The organism is Paenibacillus sp. MMO-177, from assembly GCF_037147795.1.
GTDB lineage: Bacteria > Bacillota > Bacilli > Paenibacillales > Paenibacillaceae > Pristimantibacillus.
The window spans coordinates 102,855-128,757 of sequence record NZ_JBBCUR010000003.1 but is presented as its reverse complement, the minus strand read 5'-3'; the positions used below and the strand labels follow the sequence as shown (position 1 = coordinate 128,757).

The following is a 25,903-nucleotide window of genomic DNA, read 5'->3' as shown; positions in this document are numbered from 1 at the left end:
AATACCGCCCTAAATGCAGCTAATCCGCGTCCTGTCTGGCTTGACGGGTTTTTTTCTTTCCTGGATGGTTCATAAATTCGAATGGATTTTCTGCGACTGGTATTATGGCTTCGAACATAACGCCCGCCATATTCCCCTGTAGTACGTACCGATCTTCGTACAAAACCCCGCTAGGAAATAACGTCCCGACCATCTCCATTTTTTCATTTTCGGTTAGCATGACTTCGAATCGTTCGGCGACTGCCAGGTACTTATAGACCGTCGAATAGTTGAACTGGTTATTTGCTAACGACGACCGCTTCGCTTCCAGCTGGCGCAAAGTAGTATTGTGTAAATCGCGTTCTTTTTCCAGGCCGTCTTTTTTAGAGTTTAGGACGTCTTTAGAAAAACTGCCGTCCAGGTACAAATCCAGTAGACTATCTAACTTTCCTTGTACCGCCTGTAGCAGTTTGTTCGTCGCGTCAATTTCGCGGGAAAGCTTGTCTATATCCGTTTGCCCGTAGTCGAACTGAATATAGCGCTTCGCGGTTTCTTCGCTTCGTAAAATATCCTTCAAGGCCTTGACGAAATTAAATTCTATGCGAATGGAATTTATGGACAGCCCGCAGTCGTTTGAGTAAGTCGCTTTGTATTCTGTACCGTGCTGGAAATAGTAGTGTATGTTATTCTTCGTGCCACTTTGTTTAAGTGACAGCTTCTTACCGCAATGGCCGCAAGTCGTTTCAATTTCGCGCAGTATGTGCGGGTAGACCGGCGCGCGGCGCTGGTACTTCGATTTTCGCTTCGCCTGGATTTTTAGCCAGGTTTCTTCTGTTCGCAGCTGCGGGTAGACGTCCTTTACTGTTATGGTTTCGCCGTTTCCGAAATTCTTTTCCAGGACACCATGATACATTTTTGAAGTAAGGCGCTGCCGTATATGCTGTTCGTGCCAGTCCTTTCCTGTAGGCGTCTTCGTAATATCATTTAGTCGTTCGGCTATTGCAGAGTCGCTTAAACCTTCTTCCCCTAAATACAGATTATCGATAAAGGGGATAATCCAGGCATGCTTTTCGTTAACGCTGTAGGCACCGGTATTTTTATCATAATTGTATTCCCAGGCAGCTTTTCCCCAGCCCTTGCCTTCACGGGTACGTTGCCGCTTACCCCGCATCATGCGTTTAACAATCTTCTTTTTTTCCCTTCGGGCAAACAGGTTTTTTAAGTCGGCGAAAAATTCGTCGTCTTCGTCTGCCAAGTCGGTAAGCTTTCCCGGTTCGGCCAGCTTAACACTGTTTTCGCGCAACTGGCTTTTTAGATATTCCCAGCTAACCGTATCCAGGCGGGATATTCTATCCTGGTCAATACATAAAACTACGTCGCCTTTATCGTCGTCTACGTCGTCCAGCAGCTGCGTAAGGCCTGCTTTATCCAGCTTGCCGCCAGAATCGACGTCGCGGTAAATGCCGATTATGACCCAGCCCATAGATTCCGCGTAGCTGATTAATTCCTGTATCTGGCCTTTCAAGGAAAAACGGGTTTCCTGCATTTTTGTCGATACCCTGATGTAAATTAAGACGCGAATTTTTTTACCGGCTGGAACTTGCTTGTAATAAAAAACTGACTTCTGTTGGGTAAAGTAATCTGCTATTTCCTGAATATCTGCTACGGATTGCATAAGAAGCCCCCTTAATATTTTCTATTAGGGTCAAATAGGACTTGAATTACTTTTCCGCATATCCGGGCGTTTTCACTATTGACAAGGATAGGGGAGTATTTAGGATTGTCGGACAGTAATAACACCTTACCTTCTACATGCTTGACCCTTTTAAGCGTAGCGTTTTCGCCGTCAACATTAATGACGGCTATTTCTCCGTCGGCTACTTCGGGTTGGATTCGTACTACAACTTTGTCACCTTCGTAAATCCGGGAACCAGTCATACTATCGCCCTTAACGATTAGGGAGAAGACTTCGCCTTCCACAGCCCCAAACGTATCCGGGACATATTCCCATTCGATTATGTTTTCCGATGCAAAAATAGGCAGACCAGCTGCAATATGGCCCAGGAGAGGTACTCGGATAAAATTAGCTACTGTTTTCGCGCCCATCTTTTCAAGTTCTACTGCGTTATCGTATTCGGCTTGAGCTTCTTTAACTAAGTCGTTCGCTTTTGCAATGTCGCGGTTTGCCTGGTATATGTCATGTTCGGTCTTCTTGAATTCTTCACTTAACCCCTTTAAAGTAGAAAGCCGGTCTAATTTTGATTTTAAATCGGGGGTAAGTAATCCTACTGCGTCCAGCATATCCGCGTACGTTACTTCGTTATGCGCGGCGTCGGCAAGCTTCTTTATTGTCTTTGCTTCTGGGGGCGTGTCCTTTTTGCAATTCATAAGGTTCGAGATATACGAATTCGAAACTTCGGCCTGGCGGGCATATTCATTTAGTGTTCTATTGCCTTGCGCTAATTTAAGTAATTCTGAAAAACGTTCCTTGTTAAACATATGGTTTCACTTACGCTCCTTTAGGTAATTTCTGATTGTCATTATATCGCAAGTGTTCTCTACAGGCAACATTTTAATATTTTGTCGAAATTCCTGTTGACTGTAGATAACGTTTGGGAGTATTATTTGAAGCACGGAAAGTGTTATCTGTAGATAATGGTTTGAAAGGGGGTGTTATCTGCAATGGAATTGAACAAGAAAAGACTATGGCAATTGATGGAAGATGCAGCGCAAGGAAAATTCCGTTTATTGGCTAGAATGCTGGGCGTACAGCCTTCGCACCTGCACAAAGTATTGAACACTGACAGCAAGGCAGGCCCGGTAATGCTTGGCAAGTTGCATACCTATTGTGAAGAAAATAAATTGCCGTTCGAAGAATTTATCGTAAAAAAGGTATAGGGAAAGGCGGTGCTAAAAAATGCACAATGCAAACAACGGTTTCCCGATTAATGTCGAATTAGTGCATAAAATGGCGTACCTACCTGTTAAGTTAGCCGAACTAGCCGAAACGAACCCGACCGGGGCGCTAGAGTTATTGACGGCCTGGGGGAAAGGCACAAAACCCATTACGCACTTATGGAATGACGCTTTGCAAATGATAGCAGCGGCCAGCTAATCGCGGCTAGCTTGAAAGGGGGTGAGAACGACAATGGACGACCGAATGAAACGACTACACGCGGCCCAAATGCGGGACGTAGAGGAAATGCAGGCCATATACGTAGAAGCGGCAAGCGGTAAAGATGCTGCCGGGGCATGCGAAGCGGTACTGGGTAACAGCTTCAAGTTAAGCGGCGAAGTCGCTGCGGGAATCGAAAGGGGGGAAGCGGTATGCACGTAATCTTCGTAGTACGTAGCCCGTTACTTCGGGGCCGGGCGGCGGCTAGGGCTTACCTGGCGCAGCTGCTGCTGGTACAGGGGGCAGGCGGCTAATGGCAAAAATCATAAGCGTTAAAGTATGGGGCTTCCAATCGTGGGTAGCCGGGAAGTATGACCTGGTAGACGGCTTGAATGTATTTACGGGGCCATCGGGGGCAGGAAAGACAGCCGGTACAATCCGGGCGATACGCTGGCTGGCAAAAGGCGAACCTTCGGGCGACGACTTCCTGCATACGGTTTACGAGACAGACGGCGTAACGATTAAACGCCAGGCAGAAGAAGCTGGGGTAGAAGTCGAACTGGACAACGGCGTAACGATAACGAAAACCCGCAGGAAGGGAAAAACGAAATACTGGGTAAAGCCCCTGTATGACGAACCTTTCGAAAAGGCCGAAGTACCCGAAGCGGTTAAGGAAGCCCTGGGAATTAAAAGCAGCCGCTTCGGCGACTTCGAAGTAGACTTACACTTTGCTTATCAGCTGGCCGCGCCATTCCTAATAAGTGAACCAGGCAGCGCAGGGGCGAAGGTGCTGGGTAAGCTAGCCGGGACGGAAGCAGTAGACGGCGCTATAAAATCGACGGCAAAGGATACATATGCAGCCAGAAACGAAAAGCAGGCCGCCGATAAAGAGTACGAAAGAAAAGTCGAACAGCTTGTAGCATTCGAAGGCCTTGAAGAAATAGGCCGCCAGTTGGACGCTTGCGACTGGCTGCTGCAAGAGATAGACGACGCGCTAGGTAAGAAGACGAAAATCGAAACGCTGGTAACGCTGCTGAATGGTATTAACCAGGATATAAGCGAAGCAATTGCTACGCTGGATAAGCTGGCGAATATTCCAGCGCTGGAAGATGACCTGGCAGAAATAGAAAAAGCCCAGCAACGGTATGACCGCTTACTGGACTTATACTCGCAATGGGGAAGGGCTACCGCCACAGTAGAGAACCTTACCCAACGCCTTAGTGACTTGGCAGGACTTGACGCCTGCGAATGGCTGCTATCAGAAGCAGAAGCCGCAGAAAATCGTCGGGCCAGCCTTAGTAATCTTACCGAACAGTATAACAAATACGAAGCCGATGTAAAGAGGGCGACGGAAGTAATTACCAGCACGAAAGACCTGGACGTAGCTTTAAATGCGCTAGAAGCGGCAGAACGAAGCTATGGGCGAATCGCCGAAATACGGCAGCTGCTGGGGGATTACAATACCGCGACAGCCAGCATAGGCCGCTACCAGGGGCTTATCGCCAGCCTTCAAGGAATAGCAGAAGCCGAAACCAAAATAAGCGGCACAGAAGCAAACCTGGTACGCCTGGCACAGCTTCGGGAACTTTATACCCTTTATAAAATTAAAACGCAGACGCTAGACAGCGCGGCGGTGTCGGAAACGCGCGCAGCGAATGAACTGGCGGCAGCCGAAAAAGAACTGGCCGAAGCATGGAACGCAACCGGGGGCATATGCCCGCTATGCGAACAAGCCGTAGCCCATACTCACTAACATTCGAAGGGACGTATATATATGGACGCTAAACAACGTATTGAACTGGCAAAAGCGAGAATCCAAAAGGCTAAAACAGCCGAAACAATCGCAAAGACTGAAAAGGCAGCAGCGGAACGACAGCAGGCCGAAGTAACCGCGAAGCTGGCCGAACTGAACGTAACACCGGAAACTGCCCAGGCAGAAATCGCAGCCCTGGAAGCCCAAATCGACGCCGAATTATCTAAAGTTGAAGGCCTAATTCCTAACGTATGATTGTCAAACGTATGACGGTAGAAGAAGCGAAGCATACCGAAGCTTCTTCTACCTGTAACTATTGCAGCCGGGGTAAGTTACGCCCTTCTGGTACAGGGCTGGAATACCCGTACAAAGAAATCGTAATCGTAAAGGGTACTTATGTCGTATCCTGCTTCTGCCCCGACTGCTTCGAAGAAATTCAGAACTGGGGGGTTAGCAAATGTATAGATTAAACGCTGCGAAACAAAGCGTACGAACGGCCCGCGAAAAACTGGCTGCAAAAATCGGCCAGCGGGACCTTCTTATAGCCGACCGCGACCAGGCGCAGCTGCGAAGCCTGGAAGCCGCAAATAAGCTGGGCCAGTACGACCTGGTACAAATCCTGCTGCAAAAGACAAGCGACTACGCCCGGCAGCAGGCAAAGGGCCGTATTGAAGACATTGTTACCCAACTGCTGCTGGTAGTCTTCCCCGGCAACGAATTCGCCTTCGAAATCGCACTGGACGTCAAAGGCGCGCAGCCAGTCGCCGAATACTGGTTAACCCGTAATGGCGTACGAACCCAGTTGAAGCCGCCTGACTACGACAACGGCGGCGGGTACGTAGACGTCATTACGCTAGGCCTGCGGCTGGGAATAGCCGAACTGGAAGCAATCGAAGGCCCGCTGCTAATGGACGAAGTAGGTAAGCACATAAGCGCAGAATATTCGGCTAATGTCGCTTACTTCCTAAAGCAGTATAGCGAACAGCTGGGGCGGCAGATAATCCTTATCACGCATAACGAAGCGCTGGCAGCCGTAGCAGATAAGGGCCTACGGGTGACGCTGAACAGCCGCGAAGAATCCGAAGTAAAAAACATTTAACCGGGCCAGGCCCGAAGGGAGCATACAAACCATGTGTATTATTTGCGAATTGAAAAATGCGGCAGAAGCCGCTGACGATAAAAACCAGCTGCACGTAGGCGTAATCAGCCAGCAGCTGCGTGCCGACTTTATGGCCCACAAGAAAGCCGAAGCGCTGGCTGCGCTTGACCTGGAACAGAAGGTACTGGACGGACGCCGCGCTTATTTGCTGGGCGAAGTAACGGAAGAAGAAACGCATAAGCGCCAGGAAGAAATCGACGCTCTGGACAAAGCAAACGACGCGAAGTACGAAGCGGAAAGCAAAGCACTATGGCAGCGTGTCTATGAAGAACTGGCAATAACGAAACATCACCGCTCTTATACAATCAATACGGAAACCGGGGAAATCACAACCCGCAGACGTCGGGGCGACGAAGGGGATACCCCGAATGTCCATTAAATTTCTATACTTTGGCGACCCGCACATACGCGGGACGAATCCCCGGAACCGAACGGACAGCTACCCGGAAGCCTGGAAGGCGAAGCTGCGGGAGATATGGCAGCTGGGGAAGCAGCACCAGGTAGACGCCTTCTTACAGCCGGGCGATACCTTCGACCTTCCCGACGTTGCAAATAGCGTACTGAACGACGCCGCCGACGTTTTTAGCGAAGCACCGGCCCCTATATACACAACGGCAGGCAATCACGATATACCGGGCTATAACGTCGCGGCCTTTGGGAATACCAGCCTGCGGCTGCTGGAACGAATCGTACCACAGCTACACGTAGTAAACGACCCGGCCAGGCCCGTACTATTCGGCCCAGGGGCCGTACCCGACGTCGCCGTAACCTTCACACCGTATAGCGGTAATATCGACCGCGACGGATACGGCTACAGCCCGGAAGTCGAAATACCCGGCGCGTACCACCTGCACATAGCGCATGGGATGCTACTAGACCATACGCCGCCATTCGACCGCTTTACACTGGTTCAAGAAGTAAAGACTTCTGCGAACATGGTATTTACTGGGCATGACCATACCGGGTACGGAATTTATAGGAGATCCGACGGCGTTACCTTTTGTAACCCCGGCAGCCTTACCCGCCTGGCAGCTTCACAGACCGAAATAAGCCGCCCTATCCAGGTAGCGCTTATTACCATCGAAGGCGGCCAGGGCCGTATCGAACTTATACCGCTGCAATGTGCAGCGCCAGGCCCGGACGTCTTAGACCGTAGCCGCATCGAGAAAGACCAGCAGCGCCAGTACGCTATGGAAAACTTCGCCGCGCTAATTCAGACAGCCAGCGGCGACCGGGTACGCCTGGACATTAACCAAATCGTAGAAGCTGTCGCGGAAAAGGAAGGGCTGGCCCCGGAAGTCGTACGGCTGGCCCTTGAAAAGATAGAAGCCGCGCGGCTGGGGGGTTAAATGGACGACGTACAACAGCAGGAAATGGTAGCCTGCGACCATTGCGGCCATGTTGAACCCATGACGCCCGAACTGGGCGAATTAAGCTTCGCATGGTTGGACGATAGCACATGTAAATCAAGCTGCCCGGCCTGCAAAAGTTACGTAATTATGCGAACCTGGGCCGTAGACGAAAACGGCTACCCGGCAGGCGGGGAAATGTTAGTAGTAAAGACTTCTTTATATCCGAAGGGAGAAACCAAACCATGAACGACGCGAAACAAGCAGTACAAGACCTTACGGCAGTATACGGGGCCGAACAGGTGAAAGCAGCCGCCGCCGCCATTCTGGGGCAATCGGCCCGCCAAATCCCAGCCGAACACTTCCGCGTAATTAGCGCGCAAATCCTGGCCGATACTGTCACGCAGCTGGACGCAAGCGTAGACGACATTCTGAACAAGGGCGACCAGCGAGAAGCAGCCTACGGTAATAAGGGCGAACTGCTTAAAGAGCGCTGGCAGCTTGAAAATAAAATCAAGCTGGAAGAATCCCAGGCCATTATGGATGGCTTGGCTCCCGACGGTAAGGTAGTCGAATGGAACGGCACGAAGTACCCATTTTCTAATGACATGGCCCGCGACGCTTTCCGTCGTACGGTTAGCAGCGAAAGCCGTAAACGCCTGGCAGAAGTCGAAGGCGAACTGGCCGCCCTGGAAGTCCAGGCGTCTATGGCCCGCGACGGTTGGGAAAAGGCTGTACAGGCTAGCGATTCGGTAAGGGCTAAAGCCTTTGTACAGGCCCGCCTTCTGCAATACCTGGCGGGGAGCATCTAGTCTATGAATAAGCGGAAGCTTAAAAAGAAAATGCAACGAGCAGTGCAGCAAGCGGCCCCGGAAATAACGGTGCAGCAGGCATTTAACAAGCTGGCTGAATTCCTGGAAAGTAGGAAAGAAACCGTATGCTATTTCATTGATACTAACGGGTTTGGCCCTAATCAGATTAATTTGCATAACGCGAATAAGAGTCTGGTAATTAAGCAGGGCGGTAACTTTCACCCTGGCGGTGAACTGTGATTAAGAAAGACCTGCGAGAATTGCAGCGTGAACGGCAGCAACGGGGCGAAGAATTCCAGGACGAAGTACGGCGCAGCTGGGCGAAGGTATCGAACTGCTGGCGCATGAGAATACGCGACGGCGGCGGGGGAACCCGCCCGGCTGACGAAATCGTATTGCTGGCCGACGTAAACATACTGGCCGAACACAAGCGAACCGAAGCCGACCGCTTCGAACTGGCTTATCTACGGCCCGACCAGTTTAAAGGGCTGCTGCTTTTCGACCGCTGCCTGGAACGGAATTACGGCCTGGTATTCGTTAGCTTCCAAAATGAAGCCGAAGGGCGCGACGAAGCTTACGCCTTCCGACTGGCAAGGGCGCTGCAATTCATGCAAGAGAAGAAACGCCAATACGTTACCCTGGACGAATTAAAGCGGGCCACGCTTCCATGCGCACCGCTTGCCAGGATAACGGCAGATATAACGTACGATTTAAAGGGGCTGGTAGAGTGTTGCAAATCACTATAAGCAATAACATACGCATACGCGGGGCAAGTATTCCGCTGCGCGCAGCAGTAACCCAGGCGCTTACCGTCGGAAATCCCGAATTCGAAAAGTTGAAACGAATGAGCCGCCCGACTTACGGAATACAGCAGCGCCTGGAAATCTTCAATAATGACCTGGGCGACATTGTAGCCCCCAGGGGCTTCGAAGGAAAGCTGCGCGATCTTCTGAAAGCGCAGGGGCTACGGCCCGAAGAAGTCATACGGTACAACCTGACGAATACGGCCCCGGTAGACTTTGGCGAATGGACAGGCCCCAACCTACGGGACTACCAAACGCCAGCCGTACAGGCCACGCTGGACGCGGCAGGCGGCGTACTGGAAAGTCCGGCAGGCAGCGGTAAGACGTTAATGGGCTTTCGCATTATACGGGCCTGGGGGCTGCCTACGCTTTGGTTGACGCATACGCTGGACTTGCTAGACCAGTCGGCGAAAGCCGCGAAGGCCTTCCTGGGCGACGTAGGCGAAGTCGGGATAATCGGCGAAGGGAAAGTAAGCTGGGGCAGCGGTAAGCTATTCGTAGCCACCGTACAGACGCTGGGCGCGAACCCGACGCTGGTAAATACCCTGGCACAGCTGGTAGGCGTAGTCGTCGTAGACGAAGCGCACCATTTCCCGGCGCAGCAGTTTGTTGAAGTCGCGGGTAAATTCCCGGCCCGGTATTTGCTAGGGCTTACGGCGACGCCGAACCGTAAGGACGGCCTGGAATCCTTCATGTACGCCGGGCTAGGGCCTACAGCGTATACGGTAAAGCGCGACGGTATGTACGAAGCTGGGGCGCTTATCTTGCCCGAAGTCAAATTCGTATACACGGAATACGGCAAGGATGACCCAGTGCTGGCGGTATCGGACGAAGCCGAAAACAGCGTAGACGCTGGCGGCGAAGATATGGACTATACGGCCCTACTGGCCGACCTTATTGCCGACCAAAAGCGGGCGAAGTTGGTAGCCGAAAACGTGCTGCAAAGTTGCTTCAACGTAAGCCCGAAAGGTGGGGCGGTAATCGTACTAGCCGATAGCGTACGCTACTTATTCCAGCTGCGCGACCTGGTAGAGAAATTCGCACGTAACAGCCTGGGCGTCGTCCCGCGAATGGCGGTACTGCATGGGGGCCTTACTAAAAACGTATGGCGCAAATGCAAAAAGAACGACCCAGGGGCGCGCCGTAACGAACGGCTGCGGCGCTGGGAACGCCAGGAAGCCCAGTACAGCGAAGCGGAATTCGCAGCCTGGCAAGTTACGCCGACAGTACGTAAGGCTGTACTGGAACAGGCCAGGGGCCGCCAGCTAGACATTCTATTCGCTACGTCGCAACTGGTGAAGGAAGGGCTGGACATTCCGAACCTGTACGACGGACACCTGGCAACCCCGCAACGGGGCGACGGCAGGAACAGCGCGAACGGTGCGGGCGTCGAACAGGCGATTGGCCGAATTATGAGGCCCGACCCGAAGAACCCCGACAAGAGGGCGACATGGTACGACTACGTAGACGGTAGCGACGGCACTTTTTACGACCAGTATTTAAGCAGGCGCAAGGTTTATTCCCGGCTGGGTATCAAGCTGGCAAGCAAGCCCCGGACGAAGAAGGAAAACGTAAGGGACTTCCTGCTGCATAACATGTCGGGCTTTGACCTTCCACTATAAAACCGAAAGGGGAAATTATCAGCATGATTAACTTTTACCCGCAGAAAGTACCATTTTTCAAAGCCTTGAAACTGCTTTTCACGCGCCGGGTTTGGCTGGCCGTACAACTTAACGAATTCGGACAGCCTACGGCTTGCCAGGTAGGCTACGACAGACCGAAAGGGGCGCAACCGCTGACGCAGGAAGTAATTGAACAGCAGCGCCAAATGGCACAGGAAGCCCAGGAGAGGGCCGCCGCAACTGCCACCGAAGTAGAAGCGGAACCAGCCCCGCTGCCCGAACAAAAACCCCCGCCGATGTTTTCGACCAGGTACGCGCCGCCCCCGAAGAATCGGAAGCAGCGCCGCCAGGAATCGAGAGAAGCGGCGAAGGAAAGGCGGGGCCGTAAATGAGTTGCGAAGTTAAGCTGCTACGGTACAGCGACCCACACCGTAAGCACCTAGCCCATGCGGCAGCTGTTTACCTGGGTAAGCCCGATACGGACAACGTACGGCGGCCCCTGGCAATGATTAAGAAACGCGACGCCCTTAATATCTTCCGGGGCGAAAGCGCGCGCTTCGAATTCAAGGCCAGCAAAGTAGTCTACGACCACCTGGTAACGTACACGACCGCGAATATGCGGGCCTGCGGCGGCCTTCGGGCAAACGTCGCCAGCGAATTCGTAATGCCACCCGAAGCAATCGGAACGGGGTACGAAGACAGCCTGCGGAAAGATGGAGAAGCAGCCCTGGAAGCCTACCAATGGCATATAAACGGAATTGACCCGGCGACCAGTGAACGGAAGGAAAAAGCCCGGCTACAAGCAGCCCGCGCCGTCGCCCCTATGTCCGTCAAGCTGCATTTTATTATCGAATTTAACTTCGCCACGCTGGCCGAAGCGCTTTTCCCTCAAAGGATATGGACGCCAGGCGCGCAGCTGGATACGTACCAGGTAGTTATGGCAATGTGGGACCTGTTATGCCAGCAAGACCCGGAATTATGGGACACCTTCTATACGTACTACGGCCCGGACTTCCGTACCTGGGCGGCGGCTTACGGCAGGATGCTACGGGAAGACCCGATAACGCTACGTACCATCTTAAACAGGTATCCGCAGCGAAGCATGTGGGACAAGTAAGGCGAAAATTTTTTAACTCTACTGTTATCTATAAATAACAGGTATTCGGCGAAAGCCTGACCATAAAAAACTAATCGAAAAGAGGAATTTCACAATGACAACAGCAAACGGAAAAGCGGTAGTAGTACAAGGTAAGGGCGCGCTTGCGCTGGCAAACGTAGGGGCTAACTATATCGCCGAAGTAATCCAGGCGAAGCAGGCGGCCTTCCTGGAAGTGAACGAAGGCCTGGACTTCGACTATGTGCGCATGGGCCAATACTTGAAAATCAACAAAAAAGGCAACTTCGTCGAAGCGCGCGACCTGGAAGTATCCTACGGCGATACGCTGGACGTCGTTATCGCGCAAGGCGAAACGCGCTGGGTATTGTGGGGCGGCGACGAAACCCCGGAGAAGGGCCAGCTTATCGTATCCCTGCCCGCGAAAGAAGAACTGTTGCCCGAAGAAGCTGCTGGCCTGACGAAAGTACAGCAAGGTAAGAAGATGGTAGCGAAGGCCGAAGCGACGGCCCGCGCAACGCTGGATAATTGGCTGGCGACTACGGCACAGACCGACCCTTCGGTACTCGACCGTTACAGCCAGGAAGATTTACAACTGCGCTACCTGGCGTATATCGTCCCTGTAAAATTCCTTTCCCCGGACGACAGCCCGAAGATTTACCTTATGAACTTCGCACCGGGCGATACGTTCGGATGGGGTCAGTACGGTATGCAAATCTTCGACGGCAAGTATAAAGGCATCGGCGTACCGGCGAACAGCAGCGCGAAGCACGTAGTAACGCGCCTTACGACCGAAGAACGCACGAAGGATACGACTTCCTGGCTTGGCCTTAACTTTAGCTGCCTGGGCTTGTTCAACCCAGCAGACTATGGTATCGACCCTTCGGCAACAGAATTCACCGCTGACGAAGTTACCGTAGCCGACGAAGAAAAGCCAAAAGCTTAATCACTTAACTAGAAGGGTAGGGGCGTCAACATGGCAAAGGAACCGCAAATAGCCGATTACAAATACGTTGACGCCTGGCATACAAACGATAGCGGGCAGCCTGTACCCTGGACGCGGGTAGAATACCCGGAAGGCGTCAAGAAGTACCAGCAGGAAGAAGCGAATAACTTTAACTGCTTTTGTACCGTACAGCGCTATACCAGTAAAAGCAGGGGGGCGCGGGGCGAAAGCTTTATCGCCCCTTTGTATTTTGACTTGGATTATAAACAAGACCCCGCAGTAAGCCAGGCCGACGCAGTAAAGCTTATCGACTTCTTTATGAACGAACTTGAAGTACAGGAAACCGATATACATTTATATTTTTCGGGAAGCAAAGGCTTCCATATCTTAATAGACTTCCAGGCGCTGGACATTAAGCCGGGTACTGAACTGCATAAGGTTTATAAACATATCGCGGGCTACCTTGTACATAGGCTAGGCCTTCGTGCTTTAGACCTGGTAGTATACACCGCTTCACGTATGCTGCGGCTGCCTAACAGTATCCACAGCGGTACGAAGCTTTTCAAAATCGAACTTAGCATAGACGAACTTCGAACGAAAACCCTGGACGAAATTAAAGGCATGGCTAACGGCCCCCGCCTTTATCCTGTTTTAGACCCGGCGCAGCGGAAAGCAGCGCGGGACATGCGCCCGAAGGCCGTCCTATTTTATGAGGATAAGGAAAAGGAATGGCGTGAAGCCGCTGCTACTTCCGTAAAGAAATTCGCCGAAGAATTCAACTTCCGAAAGGACAGACCGCCGGTATGCGTTACCGATATTTTAACTGGCGGCTGGAAGAAGGAAGGCGACCGTAACCAGGCGACCGTACAGCTGGCGGCCTATTACAAGGAAGCAGGCCACCCGAAAGAAGAAGCTTTAAAACTTCTTGAAGAATGGGTACGGAAGCATACAAGCGCTGGCGGGCGCTATGACACCGAACAGCGCGTAGCCAATACGCGCAGCGTCGTAGAAGCCGTCTACGACAAGGAAAACGGCTATAAGTTTGGCTGCGCCTTTATCCGGGCGCTGCATGGCGAGAAGATTCCAGGAAGCCAGGACTACGACCGCGTAGCCTGCGCCGGGGCCTTGTGCCATTGCTTGAAGAAGGCGACGAACGACGAAAGCAAATCTGTAAGCCTTCACCTGGCGCATACGGGCGACGCCGAACTGCATGGTAAGCTGGTTAAAACCCAGGTAATGGTAGCCGGGAAGAAGCATACGCCCTATATCGTACCTTCGAAAATCGAATATTACTGCTGGGGCCGCAAGGACTGTAAGAAGACACATTGTCCGCTTTACGACATTCCTAGTCATACGCTGTTCAAGGATTTAGGCATAGGCGACCCGGAACTGCTGGAAATGACGGCGACGGCGAAGGACAACATTACGGGCATCCTTCGGACAATATCGGGTATTCCAGCCTGCAATAAGTACAATACCGAAATAAGCGAAACGACGAACGTAGAAGAACTGCTGGTAATCCCTATGGCCGAATCGGGTAGCACCGAATCCGAAGAAGGTAAAGGTCGCTACGTCATGCGGAAGGCGTACGCTATTGGCAAGCAGGACGTAACCGAAAATAAATACTACGAAATCACCGGGCATGTATTCCCGCACCCGAAGAACCAGGAAGCTACGATACTGGTTAAGGAAGCGAAGCCCTTGCAGGACGTCGTAGACAGTTTCGCCCTGGACGAAGGTGTAAAGGAAAGCCTGGAAGCCCTGCGCCCGGCGAATTACACAGCATCGGCTATCGAAGAAAAGCTGGCGGCAATCTGCGCCGACCTTACTTACAACGTAACGAAAATCGTAGAACGCGACGAAACGCTGCTAGGCGTTCTTCTCACTTACCATAGTGTTCTGCGCTTTAACGTACCCTGGACAAGCCTACCGATTAGGGGCTGGCTGGAATTAAAAATCGTAGGGGATACGGGAACCGGGAAAAGTGAACTTATCGAAGGCATTCGTAAGTTTACCGGGCTAGGGAATCGCGTAAACGCCGAAAGTACCAGCCGTACCGGGCTTACGTACAAAATGGAGCAAAGCGGAAGCGCCGGGGCCTGGTATATCGTATGGGGCGTATGGCCGCTTTCAGACAAGGAATTAATATGGATTGACGAAGATACCGGGATAGAAAAAGATAATTACGGCGAAATGACCCTGGCGCGCAGCGACGGACGGCTGGAAGTTAAAAAGGCCGTTACCGCAGAAACGCCATGCCGGGTACGCGCCATTCTATCCGGGAACCCTCCGAAGGGCCGCAGGCTGGCAAGCTACGGCCAGGGCGTCGAAGTGCTGCGGGACATTTTTAACAATGAAGATATTAGACGCTTCGACTTTGCCGTATTTATGCGAATGAACGACGTAAGCGCCGAAGAATATACCCGGCAGCTGCCGACGTATCCCAGCTTCATAAATGCCGAAACGCTTAAAAATTCTATCCTTTTTGCCTGGTCAAGAAAGCCCGAACACGTAATTTTTAACGCCGATACGGTAGACCGCATCCTGGAAGTCGCTACCGAATTGTCGAAGATTTACGGAAACGCCAGCGACGTACCGCTGGTATCGCCTTCCGACCAGCGTAATAAGATAGCCCGCCTTTCCGTCGCCCTGGCGGCATTGACGCATAGCGTAGACGAATCGGGCGAAAGAATTGTCGTATGGCCGGGGCATGTAGACTTTATCCGGGAATACCTTAAAAGCTTGTATAACGCGCCGGGCTGCGGCCTTAACTATTACGCGAAGCTGGCTATTAGGGAAGAAGAACTGGACGAAGAAAAGTACGGCAAGATTACCGAAAAGCTGCGGGATATCCCGACGCTAAAAGGCGACCAGGCTTACTACAAATTCGTTAAGCTATTCGCCCAGCAGCAGTACCTTCGGCAGAATGACGTCGAAGCCATGCTGGCAATAGAGAAGGAAGAAGCGAAGGCTATAGTAGCCCAGCTGGTTAATTTGCGAATGATACAGCAATCGACCGGGGGCTATAGGAAAACAGCCCGCTTTAACGCCTTCATAGCCAAGCTTTTCGAAGAAGGGATTTTCGACAACATAGAAGACGACTTTATCTAAAAAATTTTAACTATATCGTTATCTATAAATAACAGAAGCGAAAGTAGGTGTTATCTACGTGAAATTAGGCGGCCTTTTTGGAACGCAGCAACCGAAGACACTAGCGAAAGCCTTACCCCTAAAGCCTGCCGAACCTAGCCAGCCGCTGCCCTTACCAGGGGCGGCCCTGGCTAGAGCAATCGCGCCGAAGAAGCGCCCCGGCGACTTCGGGATAGTTTGGCCGACCATACCACAGCAGCAAGTAAAGGACTACCGCCCGATATTGACCCTGGCCGACCTGGAAGCCTACGCCGACCGATGCGAAGCCCTGGGCTTATGCAGCTTCGACTGGGAAACCGCAGCAAGCAAGGCGGCCCGCGAAGCATTCGCGTCGTTTAGGGCCGAAATACAGGCCAAAATGGACGCGGTACGGCAGCAGGGGCTGGAACCAAAAGAGGAACAGCGCGAAATCGACGCGCTGGATACGGAATATAACAGGGCCTACGAAACTTTCCTAAAAACGCCGCTAGACCCGCACCAGGGAGAAATTTGCACCGTATCGCTGGCAGCTGCACCGCACGAAGCCCGCGTTATCCCAATCGACCATAAGGCGGGCCGGGTATTCGAACCGACGTTAAGCCGCGCAGAAGCCCGTAAGCTGGTAATGGACACGCTAGACCGTCGTATATTCCGCAATCGTAAAGTAATAAAGATAGCCGTAAATCTTTCTTTTGAAACGAAATACGCGGCGAAGTACGGAAAGTACATTCTTATGCCTGTAGCCGATCCGTTGGTAATGTGGGTACGCTGCCTGCAAGTCGCGGACCCGAAGCGCTTAAACGACCCGAAGAAGCCCGCGACTGGCTGGGGCTTGAAACCAGCGACTAAAGCGATATTCGGTGTGAACATGGGCGAATTTAAGGAATTACTGGCGAAGTACGGGGTAGACTTCTTCGACGAAATCGCAGCAGACAGCGGCGACGGCCTGGTATATTCCGCAGAAGATAGCGACTACGGCATACAGCAGTACCTGTACTGGCGGGAAGTGGCGAAGCAGATTAAGGACGAACGCCAGGGAACGAATTACGATACCTGGCTGCACGAAATCGAAATGCCGTTTTCCCGCGTTATCGGGCTTATGGAATATAACGGCATGGCCTGGGATAACCAGCTGGCACAAATGAAGCGCGAAGAAGCTTGGAACGTCCAGGCAGAAGCAGCGGAAGACATGAAGGCGCTAATTAAGGAAACCGTTAATCTGGACATTGAACCAGGTAAGACCGGGAAAACGAACGGCGTTAAGTATGTTCTATTTAACATTATGAAGCTTCCAAAAGGTAAGCCGACCGATAAGGGCGGCATATCGCTAGACGAAGAAGCGCTAATAGATATTAAGTTTATGCTGGAAAACAACCTGGACGACTTGAAGGAAGAAAAGCTGCTGGCCGTCCAGCTGCCCGAAGGCTGGGAAGCGTACCAGGTAGAAAGCCCGGAATGGTACGAACTAAGTAAGGAAGAACGCGCAGCCATTGAATTACGCCGCCGCCCCCCGCACCCGTACAAAGACGTCGGGCTGCGGCTGCTGGAACTAATCGGGCGCATTCAGAAAATGAATACGCTGCTTTCTTCGCACATCGACGGACGCGAGAAATGGCAGAACCCCGTTACCGGGAAGATTCACGCGAATTATACGCCCTGGACAGATACCAGCCGCTTAAATTCTAGTAACCCGAACGGGCAGAACGTACCGCGCCTGGATAACGACGAACTGGGCGTACGGAACTTCTATATAGCCGGGCCGGGCAAAATTCTGTTCTTCATAGACTTTAGCGGCTTCGAACTTCGCATTATGGCTTGGAAGTCGGGCGATAAAGTCATGATTGAGATTTTCAATACTGGCGGCGATATGCACAGAAAGACAGCCGCAGCCATTGCTGGCGTAACCGAAGACGAAGTAACGAAGAAGCAGCGAACCGACGCGAAGCCTGCGAACTTCGGTATGGCTTACGGCGGTACTGAACACGCGCTACAGAAGACCATTAAGACGGATTACGGCCAGCGTAAGACCCTGGACGAATGCCTGGTAATGGTTAACGGTACGAAGAAAGCTTACCCCGGCGTCCCTATCTTCCAGGACGAAATCGCGCTGCAAGCCCGCGAAGACGGCTTCGTAAGTACAATTTACGGCTATATAAGAATGCTTCCCGAAATTAATAGCCCGAATAAATATTACCGCCAATCGGCAGCGCGGCAGGCAGCGAATACGCCAGTACAAGGAACTGCCGCCGATGTAATGAAACGGGCGCAGAACGAAGTATACGACGAAACCGGGCGCGGTACGAACCTGGTTTACGACGCCGCCGACCTGGGCATAAGCCCGGCGCAGCTGGCCGCAGAACGCCAGGAAGCGCCGCCTATCCTGGTACATGGCAGCACGGACATGGAAGCCCAGATACACGATGAAATGATATTCGAAATGGACGACGACCCGGACGTAGTAGAAGCCGCTTGGAAATGGGTACAGGCTGCTATGGAGAAGCCGCCTATAGACGGATTCCCTGTTCCTATCGAAGCCGAAGCATCAGTAGGATACCGCTGGGGGCAGAAAATACCGGTACAGAAATGGCTGGACGAAAAGCGCGCTGCGCTAAAGGGGGGCATGACATGAAAAAGGGCATTACGGAAGAAATCGAAGACGTACTGCTGGACGTTCTTAAAGAGCGCGTGCGACAGCTGGGGAAATTCGGACACCAGCGCCACAAAAACCCAGGCGTATGGCTGGCAATCCTGGGCGAAGAATTCGGCGAAGTATGCCAGGCTGCCGGGCCGGTTATGGGCCTTGGTACCGGCAAGCCGACTGACGCAGACGACCTTTATACCGAACTTATCCAGGTAGCGGCTGTAGCCGTCGCTTGGGCTGAACAAATCGCAGAAGAAAGGGGCCAAACAAATGTCAAGCCGTGACGTTTTAAGTAGCCGTCGTTCTACGGCAGCCGCACCAAAAGAGAAGAAAGATACGACCGGGAATTTACCTGGTGAATTCGTAGGCTGGATAAGCAAACGCTGGCAGGTAGCCTGGGTAGTTAGCCCGCATCGTGCAGATAAAAGGACAGGCTGGGTAAACCACCTGGAAGGTGAAACACCATGAACCGGCAGCAAATAAGGGAATTCGAACGCAGGGGCGCGGCCTTCGACTCACGTAAAGCCTTCGCCCCTGCGGAAGTCGTTGCTATGAATAATGCAAGCTATAGCCTGGGCGTAGAACATGCCCTTGAAGCGGTAGCGCTGGTTTACGGTCTGGGAGAATCCCGGCTAGGTAAGGTAAAGGAAAAACTTCGTATATTGCAGGAACTGGACTTTAATCACAGCCCGGAAGCAAAGGCTGCGCACCAAATGAACAACATGTACAAGGTTAAGCTAAACCGGGCAATGCGCCGGGCCGCTGACCCTAATAAGAAAGGGGCCGTACTGGATGAATAACAAGGTAGTAGCAGGCGTAGGAAAGGACGCGCCGACCGTAGAAAACGAGCAGGGCGGTTTGCAGTCGAAAGTATTGTACAGATTCGACTTACTAGACCCTGCGGCTATGTTCAAAATGACAGAAGTATTAGCGCAGGGGGCCGAAAAGTACGGGGCTGATAACTGGCGGCTTATTAGTATTCAGGAACACCTTAACCATTTGCTTATCCACGCTTACGCTTTCCTAGCAGGTGATACTTCCGACGACCATTTAAGTCATATTATGTGCCGGAGTATGTTCGCCCAGGCTGTAGACGTACAGACACCAGAAGATGTGCAAAAAACACGGGAAGCACTGGGACGTAATGGCTAAAAACTGGCGGCCAGTAGCCGCTATCGTTGCGCTGCTGGTCGTAACTATCATAGGGGGCTGTCCTAATGGTAAAGAAGCAGGTAAGGAAGGGGTACGACCGCAGGCAACAGGAAGCACAGCGCAAAGAATTGAAGCAGAGTTACAAACGTCGGGAAGGGGCGCGGCCTATGTCGTACAAAAATGGGGAAGACATGGACGAAATGGAAGCGAACTATTTGACCGAACAGGTAGCGAAGTACCGCAAAGCCTGGGAAGCGGAAAAGCTGATAAGCCAGGCAAACCTAGCGGGCTGGGAAACGGCGAAGGAGCAACTGGCGAAAGCAAATACCAGGAAAACAATACTACTGCTACTAGGGGCATCCTGCGGGATGGGGTTAACGACAATAGTAATAATACTGCAAATTTTATTGGCGAATTTACTATAACGGCCTATACTGCCGGATACGAATCGACGCAGAAGAAGCCGGGGCAGAAAGGCTACGGCATAACGTACAGCGGGACTACCGTAAAAGAAGGCCGCACAATAGCCGCCGACCTAGACGTATTGCCAGTCGGTACGCGCGTTTATATCGACGGCGTAGGCGAACGGACAATAGAAGACCGGGGCGGTGGCGTACGCGGCCAGCATATCGACTTATACATAGCGAAGCTGGCCGACGCGAAAGCCTGGGGGAAGCAAAAGAAGAAAGTATATGTTATTGAATGGGGGAAACGCAAAAATGATTAAAACCGAAATTATCACAGACGCCAGCCGGTATGTTATCGACTTGCCGGGTTTCGAACGCCTGGAACTAGCCTACGACCATGTAGAAGAACAGCTGGCGCGTTCGGACGCTGCCGAATTCCGCAGCCCCGAAGCTATTCTATGTATTGACCTGGTAGGCAGCAAAGTAAAGTCGTACCGGGTATACTTCGAAATTACAAACAGCCTGTACGGAATGGTAGACGCGCCGGGGGCAGCTGCGGGCCTGCAAGACGGCGAACCTTACGAATGGTTCGATAGCGTACCCTTCCTGGGGCAGACGCTTCGCGTAGAAGGTTTGGCGGTAGACTTGGCGGGCTTATCGTATTTCATGCCTACGACTATTAACGGACAGGCCCCGTATGACGCGGTAAGCCCTGACAACCTGGCGCGACTGGTTGTCACACTCAGCCAACGCCAGGAAGATACGACGGGTGTACTGCCGCCACCAGTCACGTTACTGAAAACCGAAGCGATAGCCTATTTACTAGACTTCGCGCAGCAGCATAACGCCGACCCGGCTGTACCGGGCGAAGTAACGGCCCGCGCTGCGGGTAGCGTATTGGAATAGGTGGCGCACAATGGCAAAAATCGTACGCCTTAACAGACACCCGCAGGAAGAAGTTATAGACGCATTGGAATTCCTACTTCAAAAGGCCAGGGAAGGCGAAGTAACTAGCTTCGTATTTGCCGCACAGACCGCCGAAGCGAACGTAGTAGCGACCAGCTGGGCGCAGGCTGACTTCGGCAAACGGGCCGAACTTATCGCGCATTTACAGCTAGACCTTAACTTCGCTTTCACGCAGGAAAATATCGACCGCATTATAGGGCAGTAGGGGGCTGGACACTATGAAAGGTTGGCCGAATCCGAACGAAGTAAGCAGGCAGATATGGCTGGCGACCTACGTTACAAAGCTTGCCGAAGCCCTGTGCGTTCGAAGCGATCACGTAGTAGCCGATATTAAACGGCGGCTTACCGAAGGAAAGGCAGCGACCGCCGAAGAAGCGCTGCTGGATATGTACACTTTATGGGAACAGCCAGCCCCGGAAATCGGGCAGCAGCACTTAATCATACAAGAAGGGGCGCTAGTCGTTCCAGGGGGGGCATAGACGATGAAAATAACCAGCGTGAAAATCGTAGGTAGTGGCGTAGTTTACGGCATTAAGCTTTTCGAAATCCAGGCGCAGTATGAAGGAAAGGCTAGACCCGTACGCGGCCAGGTATTCCTTTCGGACTTACGCAGGGAATCGGGGAACGCACGGCTAAGCCTGGCGGCAACGAAGCAGGCTACCGAATGGCTGAACACGCAACCCGGCCTGGCGCTTGTCGAAAAGGAAATCGGCCTAAGAATATGAATGAAGCCCGGATATTAAAGGCGCTGCTATTCGTAACCCAGGAAGCCGGGGGGCTAGGCCCGGCGCAGCTGGACATATGGCTGGGGAAGTTGAAAAGGGCCGGGTACTTGGATATTGAACAGCGGAAAGTGGACGGCTGCCAGCTGCCGTACTTGATAATCACAGACGAAGGGAAGGCGAAGCTATAAATGGTTAGACCGATATTGTACCAGGTAGGGCAGGAAGTGCTGCTAACGGCATTTGAAACGAAGCTGGAACCGGCGCCACCCCAGCCTTGGGCGGGAACGATCATCGACATAAAAACACGCATCATTAAAAGCCGCCCGGCGAAGATGTACCGCGTAAAACTCAGTAACGGCGCGGAAGTTGACGCCCTGTACCGTCAAATACAGAAATAAAGAAGTAAAGCTAGAAAGTAATCTTTACTAGTATGAGGGGGCCGCCATGCGGGACTTACTCGACCGAAGCAACGAAATAGCGGCCCGGCAAATGGGGCAAAAGCGCGGTATTCGCTTTAGGCGGTACGAACGCTGGGGCGGCTGGCCGATTAAAGCGTACGGCGATAGCCTGGACGCGGACAACCCACCCGATTTTCGTACCTGGAAGGAAGCCTACGACTGGATAAGAGAGCAATAAAAAACGGCCGTCGGGTGCTTCCCGTACGACCGCTTTCTAACCGATGCTTTCGGATTTACCTAAATATACCATCGTCAATACGAGAAAGCAATTAGGGAGGAATAAAACAATGGAATTATTCGTGCCAGCAATGGTATTTAACCCGCAGCTGGCGGGGCAAGTAGTACGGGCGTCGGGGAACGACGAAGAAGGCTACCAGGTAGACATGGTAGGCATAGTCGAAAAGGTAGAAGCCGAAGCGCTGCTGCTGCGGCGCGGTTCAAACATTCGAACCATATACGCGCACGAAGTCAGCCCGGAAGGTATTACGCTTGGGGTGGCTAGGAAGTTTACGCTGCTGCAAGATAACCGCCCCCTGGACTGCGACGCCTGCGGCGGCCACTCGGACGGCAGGGCCGACTGTACGGTATGCGGGGGAACTGGGCGACACCCGGACGGTGTACCACGAATGAGCGACCCGGAAGATGACTGCATGAACGGCTGCGGCTGCCCTGGAAGCTGCAAACAGGCGGCCAGGGAGGAATGGCCCGAATAACTGGCTGCGAAACATGATATATAAATTCTTGTTTTTGCAGGGGGGGTACTCTTAGACAGTAGAACGAACGGCGAAGGCCGGGCTGCGAAATGACCCCCCCGAAGAATTGCAGCGTTTATATATCAAAATATTAAAAGAAAAGGACAGTAAGTATTACTATACTTACTAACTAATAACTATATATATATAACTATTATTATTTGTATTTATATATTTTTATATTATATATAGTCTTTATTTCTTTGCCGGGGAACTGGCAATTTATGGGGGCTGGGGAATGGCGCATATCGAAGGGTATGTATCAAAGAAGAACATTCTGCGCTGGCTGGAAAACTACGCCAGCCTTGAAGCAGGCGACCAAATCGACGACGGCCAGGTATCAATAGTAAACAGCGGCCCGAAAGCCTACGACGGCGTAAGCGGCGGGCGTATGAATAAAATCATGCTCGACCAAGCGCTGGAGAAGCTGCGACAGGAAATGCGGTTTTCATACTATTGCATTCGGTTCCACTACATTAGGCCGATATTACAGAAGGAAGCCCTGCGAATCCTGCGCGTGAAGCGCCAGGTATTCATGCGGGGGCTGGAACAGGGCGAAGAATTCCTATACAGGGCCATTAACGGCGGCGCAGCCGAAGAAAAGGAAGCGCTGGAAGGCCTGGCCGCCGCGCCGGGTAAGCTGCTGGCCCGGATTATGTCGGACGCTTGACAAATTACTCATAATTACAGTACGTTTTAGATAAGCTGCTTAACTTATGCCCAAGGGCATAAGGAAGGCAAAAAAAGCGGGGGCGGGCCTTTCTAGGGCGCGCCCCTTTCGTTTTACGGAACAAAATTCAAGAAGTAAAGAAGTAAAGATAACTTTATTTAAAGAAGGGGGCGCGAATTTTGGCTGACGAAAAAAATATTACGCCTGCCGTCGCTGCTGACCCTGCCTACGATATGGCGAAGAAAAGCCAGCTACACGCGAAGGCTGACGCGAAGAACCGTATAGAAATTATTCGGGGCCGCGAAATCTTAACGTGTGGGGCCAGGAAGAAAAAAGGCCCCGGCTTCTGCAAATCGCAGGCTGGGGCAGGAACGCAGCACCCAGGATACGGGCGCTGCAAATACTGCGGCGGCAGCAATACCGGGCCGAAGACACCCGAAGGCAAAGCCGCCGTAGCTGGTAACGCCCGGAAGCATGGATTCTATAGCGGCGCATTAAGCCCCGCCGAACAGGAAGCCTACGAAGAAGAACTGGCGACCGAATCTATGGGCTTGCAGCATGAAATCTACATGCTTAAAGCGAAAATACGCGTTTACCTGGTCAAGTGGCGCAAGAAGTGGGAAAGCTTCTATAACCGCAAGCTGGCCGAACGGTACATAAAATACCAATGTCAAAACCCGGAATGCGGGCGTACGATTGTAAAGGGCGACCTGGAAAGCAAGCCTGGCTACTGCCTTAACAGCAACTGCCACGACAAGCGTCTGGAACCTATCGACAGCTGGATAGCGAATCGGACGACCGAAGAAGCGGAACGGTACGCAGATGCCGAAACGCGGGTATGGTATTCGGAAGGCGAAGGCGCGCGCAGCTTCTACCACGCGGGCAGCTTAGAAGACCGAACGCTAGACCGGGCGCTAAATACGCTGGGCCGATTGATCGAAAAACACGCAAGACTGAACCCGGACAGCGGCGACGACTTGCTAGGACAAATTAATGCCGAACTTCGCGCAGCGTCGAAAGGCCGCGTAAGCATTTCATGGGGCGGCGAAGCGCAAGCGCGACAAAACCCAGTAGAAACGCCGAAAAACGGCGATTCGTAAGCCGGGAAATAATCGAAAACTATGTTAATTAGCATGAACAACAGCGTTAAGAAGGGTTAACCATAACTACACCGTTTACTACAGATAGCAGTTATGCTAAAATGTTATCTGTAGTGAACACGTAGGGAGGTTAAAACGGTATGACAGATAAGCTACGTCCCAACCAATTCGAAAGCCTGGAAGCATACGTAGCCGCCCACAAGGCGCAGACCCGTAGGAAGCTACAAGAAGCCAAGCGGGGCGAAAAAAGCCGTACGGCTGTACTTACTGCTGACCAGGTAGTCGAAATCAGAAGAAAGTACATTCCTGGCATTGTAGGCACAAAGCAGCTGGGCCAAGAATACGGCGTAGGCTATTCGACTATTTCGAATATCGTACAAGGTGTTACCTGGACACATGTACCAATGGGCGACCATGCCAGCCTGGAAGAATACAAGGCAGCCAAGCAGGCCGAAGCAGCTGCGCTACCAATCAGCCACGCGAACGCTAAGCTGGATAAGGCGAAGGTACGCGAAATTCGGCGGCGGTATGCGGAAGGCGCTATAAAGCTTCACCTGGCGAAAGAATACAGCGTAGACCCGAAAACGATTAACGACATTCTAGCGTTAAAAATATGGAAGGACGCATAGGGGGCGTTGTTATGGAAGAATCTACGCCCTTTCGTCACGCAGGATTAACCGGGCGCTTTGAATCGCTGGAAGAATACGCCGAATTCGTGAAAAACCGCAGGGCGAACCGTACCCCCAGGGGGGAGAAACACGCGAACGCCAAGCTTACAAATAACCAGGTTAGCGAAATACGCCGCCGGTACATTTCGGGTGAATTGACGGCCCGCCAGCTGGCCGACGAATACGGTATTTCTGCCGCAAGCGTAGACAATATCGTAAATGGGACGACCTGGGGCCATGTCGAAGAAATTGACCCCGAACAGCTGGCGGCATTGAGAACGGCCCGAAAGCTTGAAAGCCGGGCGAAGGCAACCCAGGCAATGACGAAGCTTACAGAAGACCAGGTACGGGCCATACGGGCCGAATATGTGAAGGGTAACGGCAAGGCGCTTGCTGCGAAGTACGGCGTTAAGCAGCCGACCATATCGGACATTGTGACACGAAGAACCTGGAATCATATATAGGCCGCCTACGGGCGGCTTTTTTACATTCCAAGAAAGGGGCGCGGACTATGGAACAGGGTACACTAGCCCAGGCAGTCGAAATTCTAACAGCGCAAGGCGTAGACCAGCAGCAGTATAAG

Annotated in this window: 35 protein-coding genes; 33 read left to right on the top strand and 2 right to left on the bottom strand. The window is 52.3% G+C overall.

From position 1 onward, the window contains the following. Window positions 1–19: 19 nt before the first annotated feature. Both WFK81_RS11720 and WFK81_RS11715 read right to left on the bottom strand, forming a co-directional pair. The gene (locus WFK81_RS11720) at window positions 20–1,654 is read right to left on the bottom strand and encodes a recombinase family protein (RefSeq protein WP_336786609.1); all 1,635 of its coding nucleotides are present in this window, start codon (window positions 1,652–1,654) and stop codon (window positions 20–22) included. Between the two features lie 11 nt (window positions 1,655–1,665). Beyond that, window positions 1,666–2,478, bottom strand: a complete 813-nt coding sequence (locus WFK81_RS11715) for a LexA family protein (protein ID WP_336786608.1) — start codon at window positions 2,476–2,478, stop codon at window positions 1,666–1,668. 183 nt (window positions 2,479–2,661) lie between these two features. Here WFK81_RS11715 and WFK81_RS11710 point away from each other — a divergent pair, with 183 nt between their 5' ends. The 33 genes from WFK81_RS11710 to WFK81_RS11550 all read left to right on the top strand — a co-directional run bounded on the left by WFK81_RS11710 (window position 2,662) and on the right by WFK81_RS11550 (window position 25,784). Beyond that, a complete protein-coding gene (locus WFK81_RS11710; RefSeq protein ID WP_336786607.1) occupies window positions 2,662–2,877 on the top strand; it encodes a hypothetical protein in 216 nt (71 codons plus the stop codon). Window positions 2,878–3,127: 250 nt separating this feature from the next. Next, the gene (locus WFK81_RS11705) at window positions 3,128–3,316 is read left to right on the top strand and encodes a hypothetical protein (RefSeq protein WP_336786606.1); all 189 of its coding nucleotides are present in this window, start codon (window positions 3,128–3,130) and stop codon (window positions 3,314–3,316) included. A 91-nt stretch (window positions 3,317–3,407) separates the two neighbouring features. Beyond that, complete coding sequence (locus tag WFK81_RS11700) at window positions 3,408–4,847, top strand: AAA family ATPase (protein ID WP_336786605.1); 1,440 nt, start codon at window positions 3,408–3,410, stop codon at window positions 4,845–4,847. Between the two features lie 21 nt (window positions 4,848–4,868). Continuing rightward, the gene (locus WFK81_RS11695) at window positions 4,869–5,102 is read left to right on the top strand and encodes a hypothetical protein (protein ID WP_336786604.1); all 234 of its coding nucleotides are present in this window, start codon (window positions 4,869–4,871) and stop codon (window positions 5,100–5,102) included. Further along, complete coding sequence (locus WFK81_RS11690; RefSeq protein WP_336786603.1) at window positions 5,099–5,317, top strand: hypothetical protein; 219 nt, start codon at window positions 5,099–5,101, stop codon at window positions 5,315–5,317. The genes WFK81_RS11695 and WFK81_RS11690 overlap by 4 nt, the downstream gene beginning before the upstream one ends. Further along, complete coding sequence (locus tag WFK81_RS11685; RefSeq protein WP_336786602.1) at window positions 5,305–5,946, top strand: chromosome partitioning protein ParA; 642 nt, start codon at window positions 5,305–5,307, stop codon at window positions 5,944–5,946. The genes WFK81_RS11690 and WFK81_RS11685 overlap by 13 nt, the downstream gene beginning before the upstream one ends. 31 nt (window positions 5,947–5,977) lie before the next feature. Next, window positions 5,978–6,385, top strand: a complete 408-nt coding sequence (locus WFK81_RS11680) for a hypothetical protein (RefSeq protein ID WP_336786601.1) — start codon at window positions 5,978–5,980, stop codon at window positions 6,383–6,385. Next, a complete protein-coding gene (locus WFK81_RS11675; protein WP_336786600.1) occupies window positions 6,375–7,355 on the top strand; it encodes a metallophosphoesterase family protein in 981 nt (326 codons plus the stop codon). The genes WFK81_RS11680 and WFK81_RS11675 overlap by 11 nt, the downstream gene beginning before the upstream one ends. Before the next feature lie 245 nt (window positions 7,356–7,600). Continuing rightward, window positions 7,601–8,167 carry a hypothetical protein gene (locus tag WFK81_RS11670; protein WP_336786599.1) on the top strand — a complete coding sequence of 189 codons (567 nt, stop codon included), beginning with the start codon at window positions 7,601–7,603 and terminating at the stop codon, window positions 8,165–8,167. A gap of 3 nt (window positions 8,168–8,170) precedes the next feature. Further along, entirely contained in the window at window positions 8,171–8,407 is a 237-nt protein-coding gene (locus tag WFK81_RS11665; RefSeq protein WP_336786598.1) for a hypothetical protein, read from the top strand. Continuing rightward, window positions 8,404–8,913: a hypothetical protein gene (locus WFK81_RS11660; RefSeq protein WP_336786597.1), complete on the top strand. Its 510-nt coding sequence runs from the start codon at window positions 8,404–8,406 to the stop codon at window positions 8,911–8,913. Before WFK81_RS11665 ends, WFK81_RS11660 begins: the two co-directional genes overlap by 4 nt. Beyond that, window positions 8,895–10,592 carry a DEAD/DEAH box helicase gene (locus WFK81_RS11655; RefSeq protein ID WP_336786596.1) on the top strand — a complete coding sequence of 566 codons (1,698 nt, stop codon included), beginning with the start codon at window positions 8,895–8,897 and terminating at the stop codon, window positions 10,590–10,592. The genes WFK81_RS11660 and WFK81_RS11655 overlap by 19 nt, the downstream gene beginning before the upstream one ends. A 65-nt stretch (window positions 10,593–10,657) precedes the next feature. Next, window positions 10,658–10,984 carry a hypothetical protein gene (locus WFK81_RS11650; RefSeq protein ID WP_336786595.1) on the top strand — a complete coding sequence of 109 codons (327 nt, stop codon included), beginning with the start codon at window positions 10,658–10,660 and terminating at the stop codon, window positions 10,982–10,984. Next, entirely contained in the window at window positions 10,981–11,709 is a 729-nt protein-coding gene (locus WFK81_RS11645) for an FAD-dependent thymidylate synthase (protein ID WP_336786594.1), read from the top strand. The genes WFK81_RS11650 and WFK81_RS11645 overlap by 4 nt, the downstream gene beginning before the upstream one ends. A 94-nt stretch (window positions 11,710–11,803) precedes the next feature. Beyond that, on the top strand, window positions 11,804–12,652 hold the full coding sequence (locus tag WFK81_RS11640) for a hypothetical protein (protein ID WP_336786593.1): 849 nt from the start codon (window positions 11,804–11,806) through the stop codon (window positions 12,650–12,652). A gap of 30 nt (window positions 12,653–12,682) precedes the next feature. Beyond that, window positions 12,683–15,763 (top strand): DNA primase small subunit domain-containing protein, encoded by a 3,081-nt coding sequence (locus WFK81_RS11635; RefSeq protein ID WP_336786592.1) that lies wholly within the window; start codon window positions 12,683–12,685, stop codon window positions 15,761–15,763. Between the two features lie 58 nt (window positions 15,764–15,821). Then, window positions 15,822–18,410, top strand: coding sequence for a DNA polymerase (locus tag WFK81_RS11630; protein ID WP_336786591.1), 2,589 nt, complete (start codon window positions 15,822–15,824; stop codon window positions 18,408–18,410). Further along, a complete protein-coding gene (locus tag WFK81_RS11625) occupies window positions 18,407–18,706 on the top strand; it encodes a hypothetical protein (RefSeq protein ID WP_336786590.1) in 300 nt (99 codons plus the stop codon). Before WFK81_RS11630 ends, WFK81_RS11625 begins: the two co-directional genes overlap by 4 nt. A gap of 180 nt (window positions 18,707–18,886) precedes the next feature. Next, the gene (locus tag WFK81_RS11620) at window positions 18,887–19,222 is read left to right on the top strand and encodes a hypothetical protein (protein WP_336786589.1); all 336 of its coding nucleotides are present in this window, start codon (window positions 18,887–18,889) and stop codon (window positions 19,220–19,222) included. Further along, on the top strand, window positions 19,215–19,574 hold the full coding sequence (locus tag WFK81_RS11615) for a dATP/dGTP diphosphohydrolase domain-containing protein (protein ID WP_336786588.1): 360 nt from the start codon (window positions 19,215–19,217) through the stop codon (window positions 19,572–19,574). The genes WFK81_RS11620 and WFK81_RS11615 overlap by 8 nt, the downstream gene beginning before the upstream one ends. Next, complete coding sequence (locus WFK81_RS11610) at window positions 19,567–20,301, top strand: 3D domain-containing protein (RefSeq protein ID WP_336786587.1); 735 nt, start codon at window positions 19,567–19,569, stop codon at window positions 20,299–20,301. The genes WFK81_RS11615 and WFK81_RS11610 overlap by 8 nt, the downstream gene beginning before the upstream one ends. Continuing rightward, a complete protein-coding gene (locus tag WFK81_RS11605; RefSeq protein WP_336786586.1) occupies window positions 20,294–20,887 on the top strand; it encodes a hypothetical protein in 594 nt (197 codons plus the stop codon). Before WFK81_RS11610 ends, WFK81_RS11605 begins: the two co-directional genes overlap by 8 nt. A 10-nt stretch (window positions 20,888–20,897) precedes the next feature. Further along, window positions 20,898–21,152: a hypothetical protein gene (locus tag WFK81_RS11600; protein ID WP_336786585.1), complete on the top strand. Its 255-nt coding sequence runs from the start codon at window positions 20,898–20,900 to the stop codon at window positions 21,150–21,152. Between the two features lie 13 nt (window positions 21,153–21,165). Beyond that, a complete protein-coding gene (locus tag WFK81_RS11595) occupies window positions 21,166–21,426 on the top strand; it encodes a hypothetical protein (RefSeq protein ID WP_336786584.1) in 261 nt (86 codons plus the stop codon). A gap of 3 nt (window positions 21,427–21,429) precedes the next feature. Further along, on the top strand, window positions 21,430–21,672 hold the full coding sequence (locus WFK81_RS11590) for a hypothetical protein (protein ID WP_336786583.1): 243 nt from the start codon (window positions 21,430–21,432) through the stop codon (window positions 21,670–21,672). Next, complete coding sequence (locus tag WFK81_RS11585; RefSeq protein ID WP_336786582.1) at window positions 21,669–21,860, top strand: hypothetical protein; 192 nt, start codon at window positions 21,669–21,671, stop codon at window positions 21,858–21,860. Before WFK81_RS11590 ends, WFK81_RS11585 begins: the two co-directional genes overlap by 4 nt. Continuing rightward, complete coding sequence (locus tag WFK81_RS11580; protein WP_336786581.1) at window positions 21,861–22,070, top strand: hypothetical protein; 210 nt, start codon at window positions 21,861–21,863, stop codon at window positions 22,068–22,070. Between the two features lie 46 nt (window positions 22,071–22,116). Continuing rightward, the gene (locus WFK81_RS11575) at window positions 22,117–22,308 is read left to right on the top strand and encodes a hypothetical protein (protein ID WP_336786580.1); all 192 of its coding nucleotides are present in this window, start codon (window positions 22,117–22,119) and stop codon (window positions 22,306–22,308) included. Between the two features lie 109 nt (window positions 22,309–22,417). Continuing rightward, window positions 22,418–22,843, top strand: a complete 426-nt coding sequence (locus WFK81_RS11570) for a hypothetical protein (RefSeq protein WP_336786579.1) — start codon at window positions 22,418–22,420, stop codon at window positions 22,841–22,843. Window positions 22,844–23,120: 277 nt separating this feature from the next. After that, on the top strand, window positions 23,121–23,552 hold the full coding sequence (locus tag WFK81_RS11565; protein ID WP_336786578.1) for a hypothetical protein: 432 nt from the start codon (window positions 23,121–23,123) through the stop codon (window positions 23,550–23,552). A gap of 179 nt (window positions 23,553–23,731) precedes the next feature. Next, entirely contained in the window at window positions 23,732–24,652 is a 921-nt protein-coding gene (locus WFK81_RS11560; RefSeq protein WP_336786577.1) for a hypothetical protein, read from the top strand. Window positions 24,653–24,792: 140 nt separating this feature from the next. Next, entirely contained in the window at window positions 24,793–25,281 is a 489-nt protein-coding gene (locus WFK81_RS11555) for a hypothetical protein (RefSeq protein WP_336786576.1), read from the top strand. A gap of 11 nt (window positions 25,282–25,292) precedes the next feature. After that, window positions 25,293–25,784, top strand: coding sequence for a hypothetical protein (locus tag WFK81_RS11550; protein WP_336786575.1), 492 nt, complete (start codon window positions 25,293–25,295; stop codon window positions 25,782–25,784). Window positions 25,785–25,903: the final 119 nt, after the last annotated feature.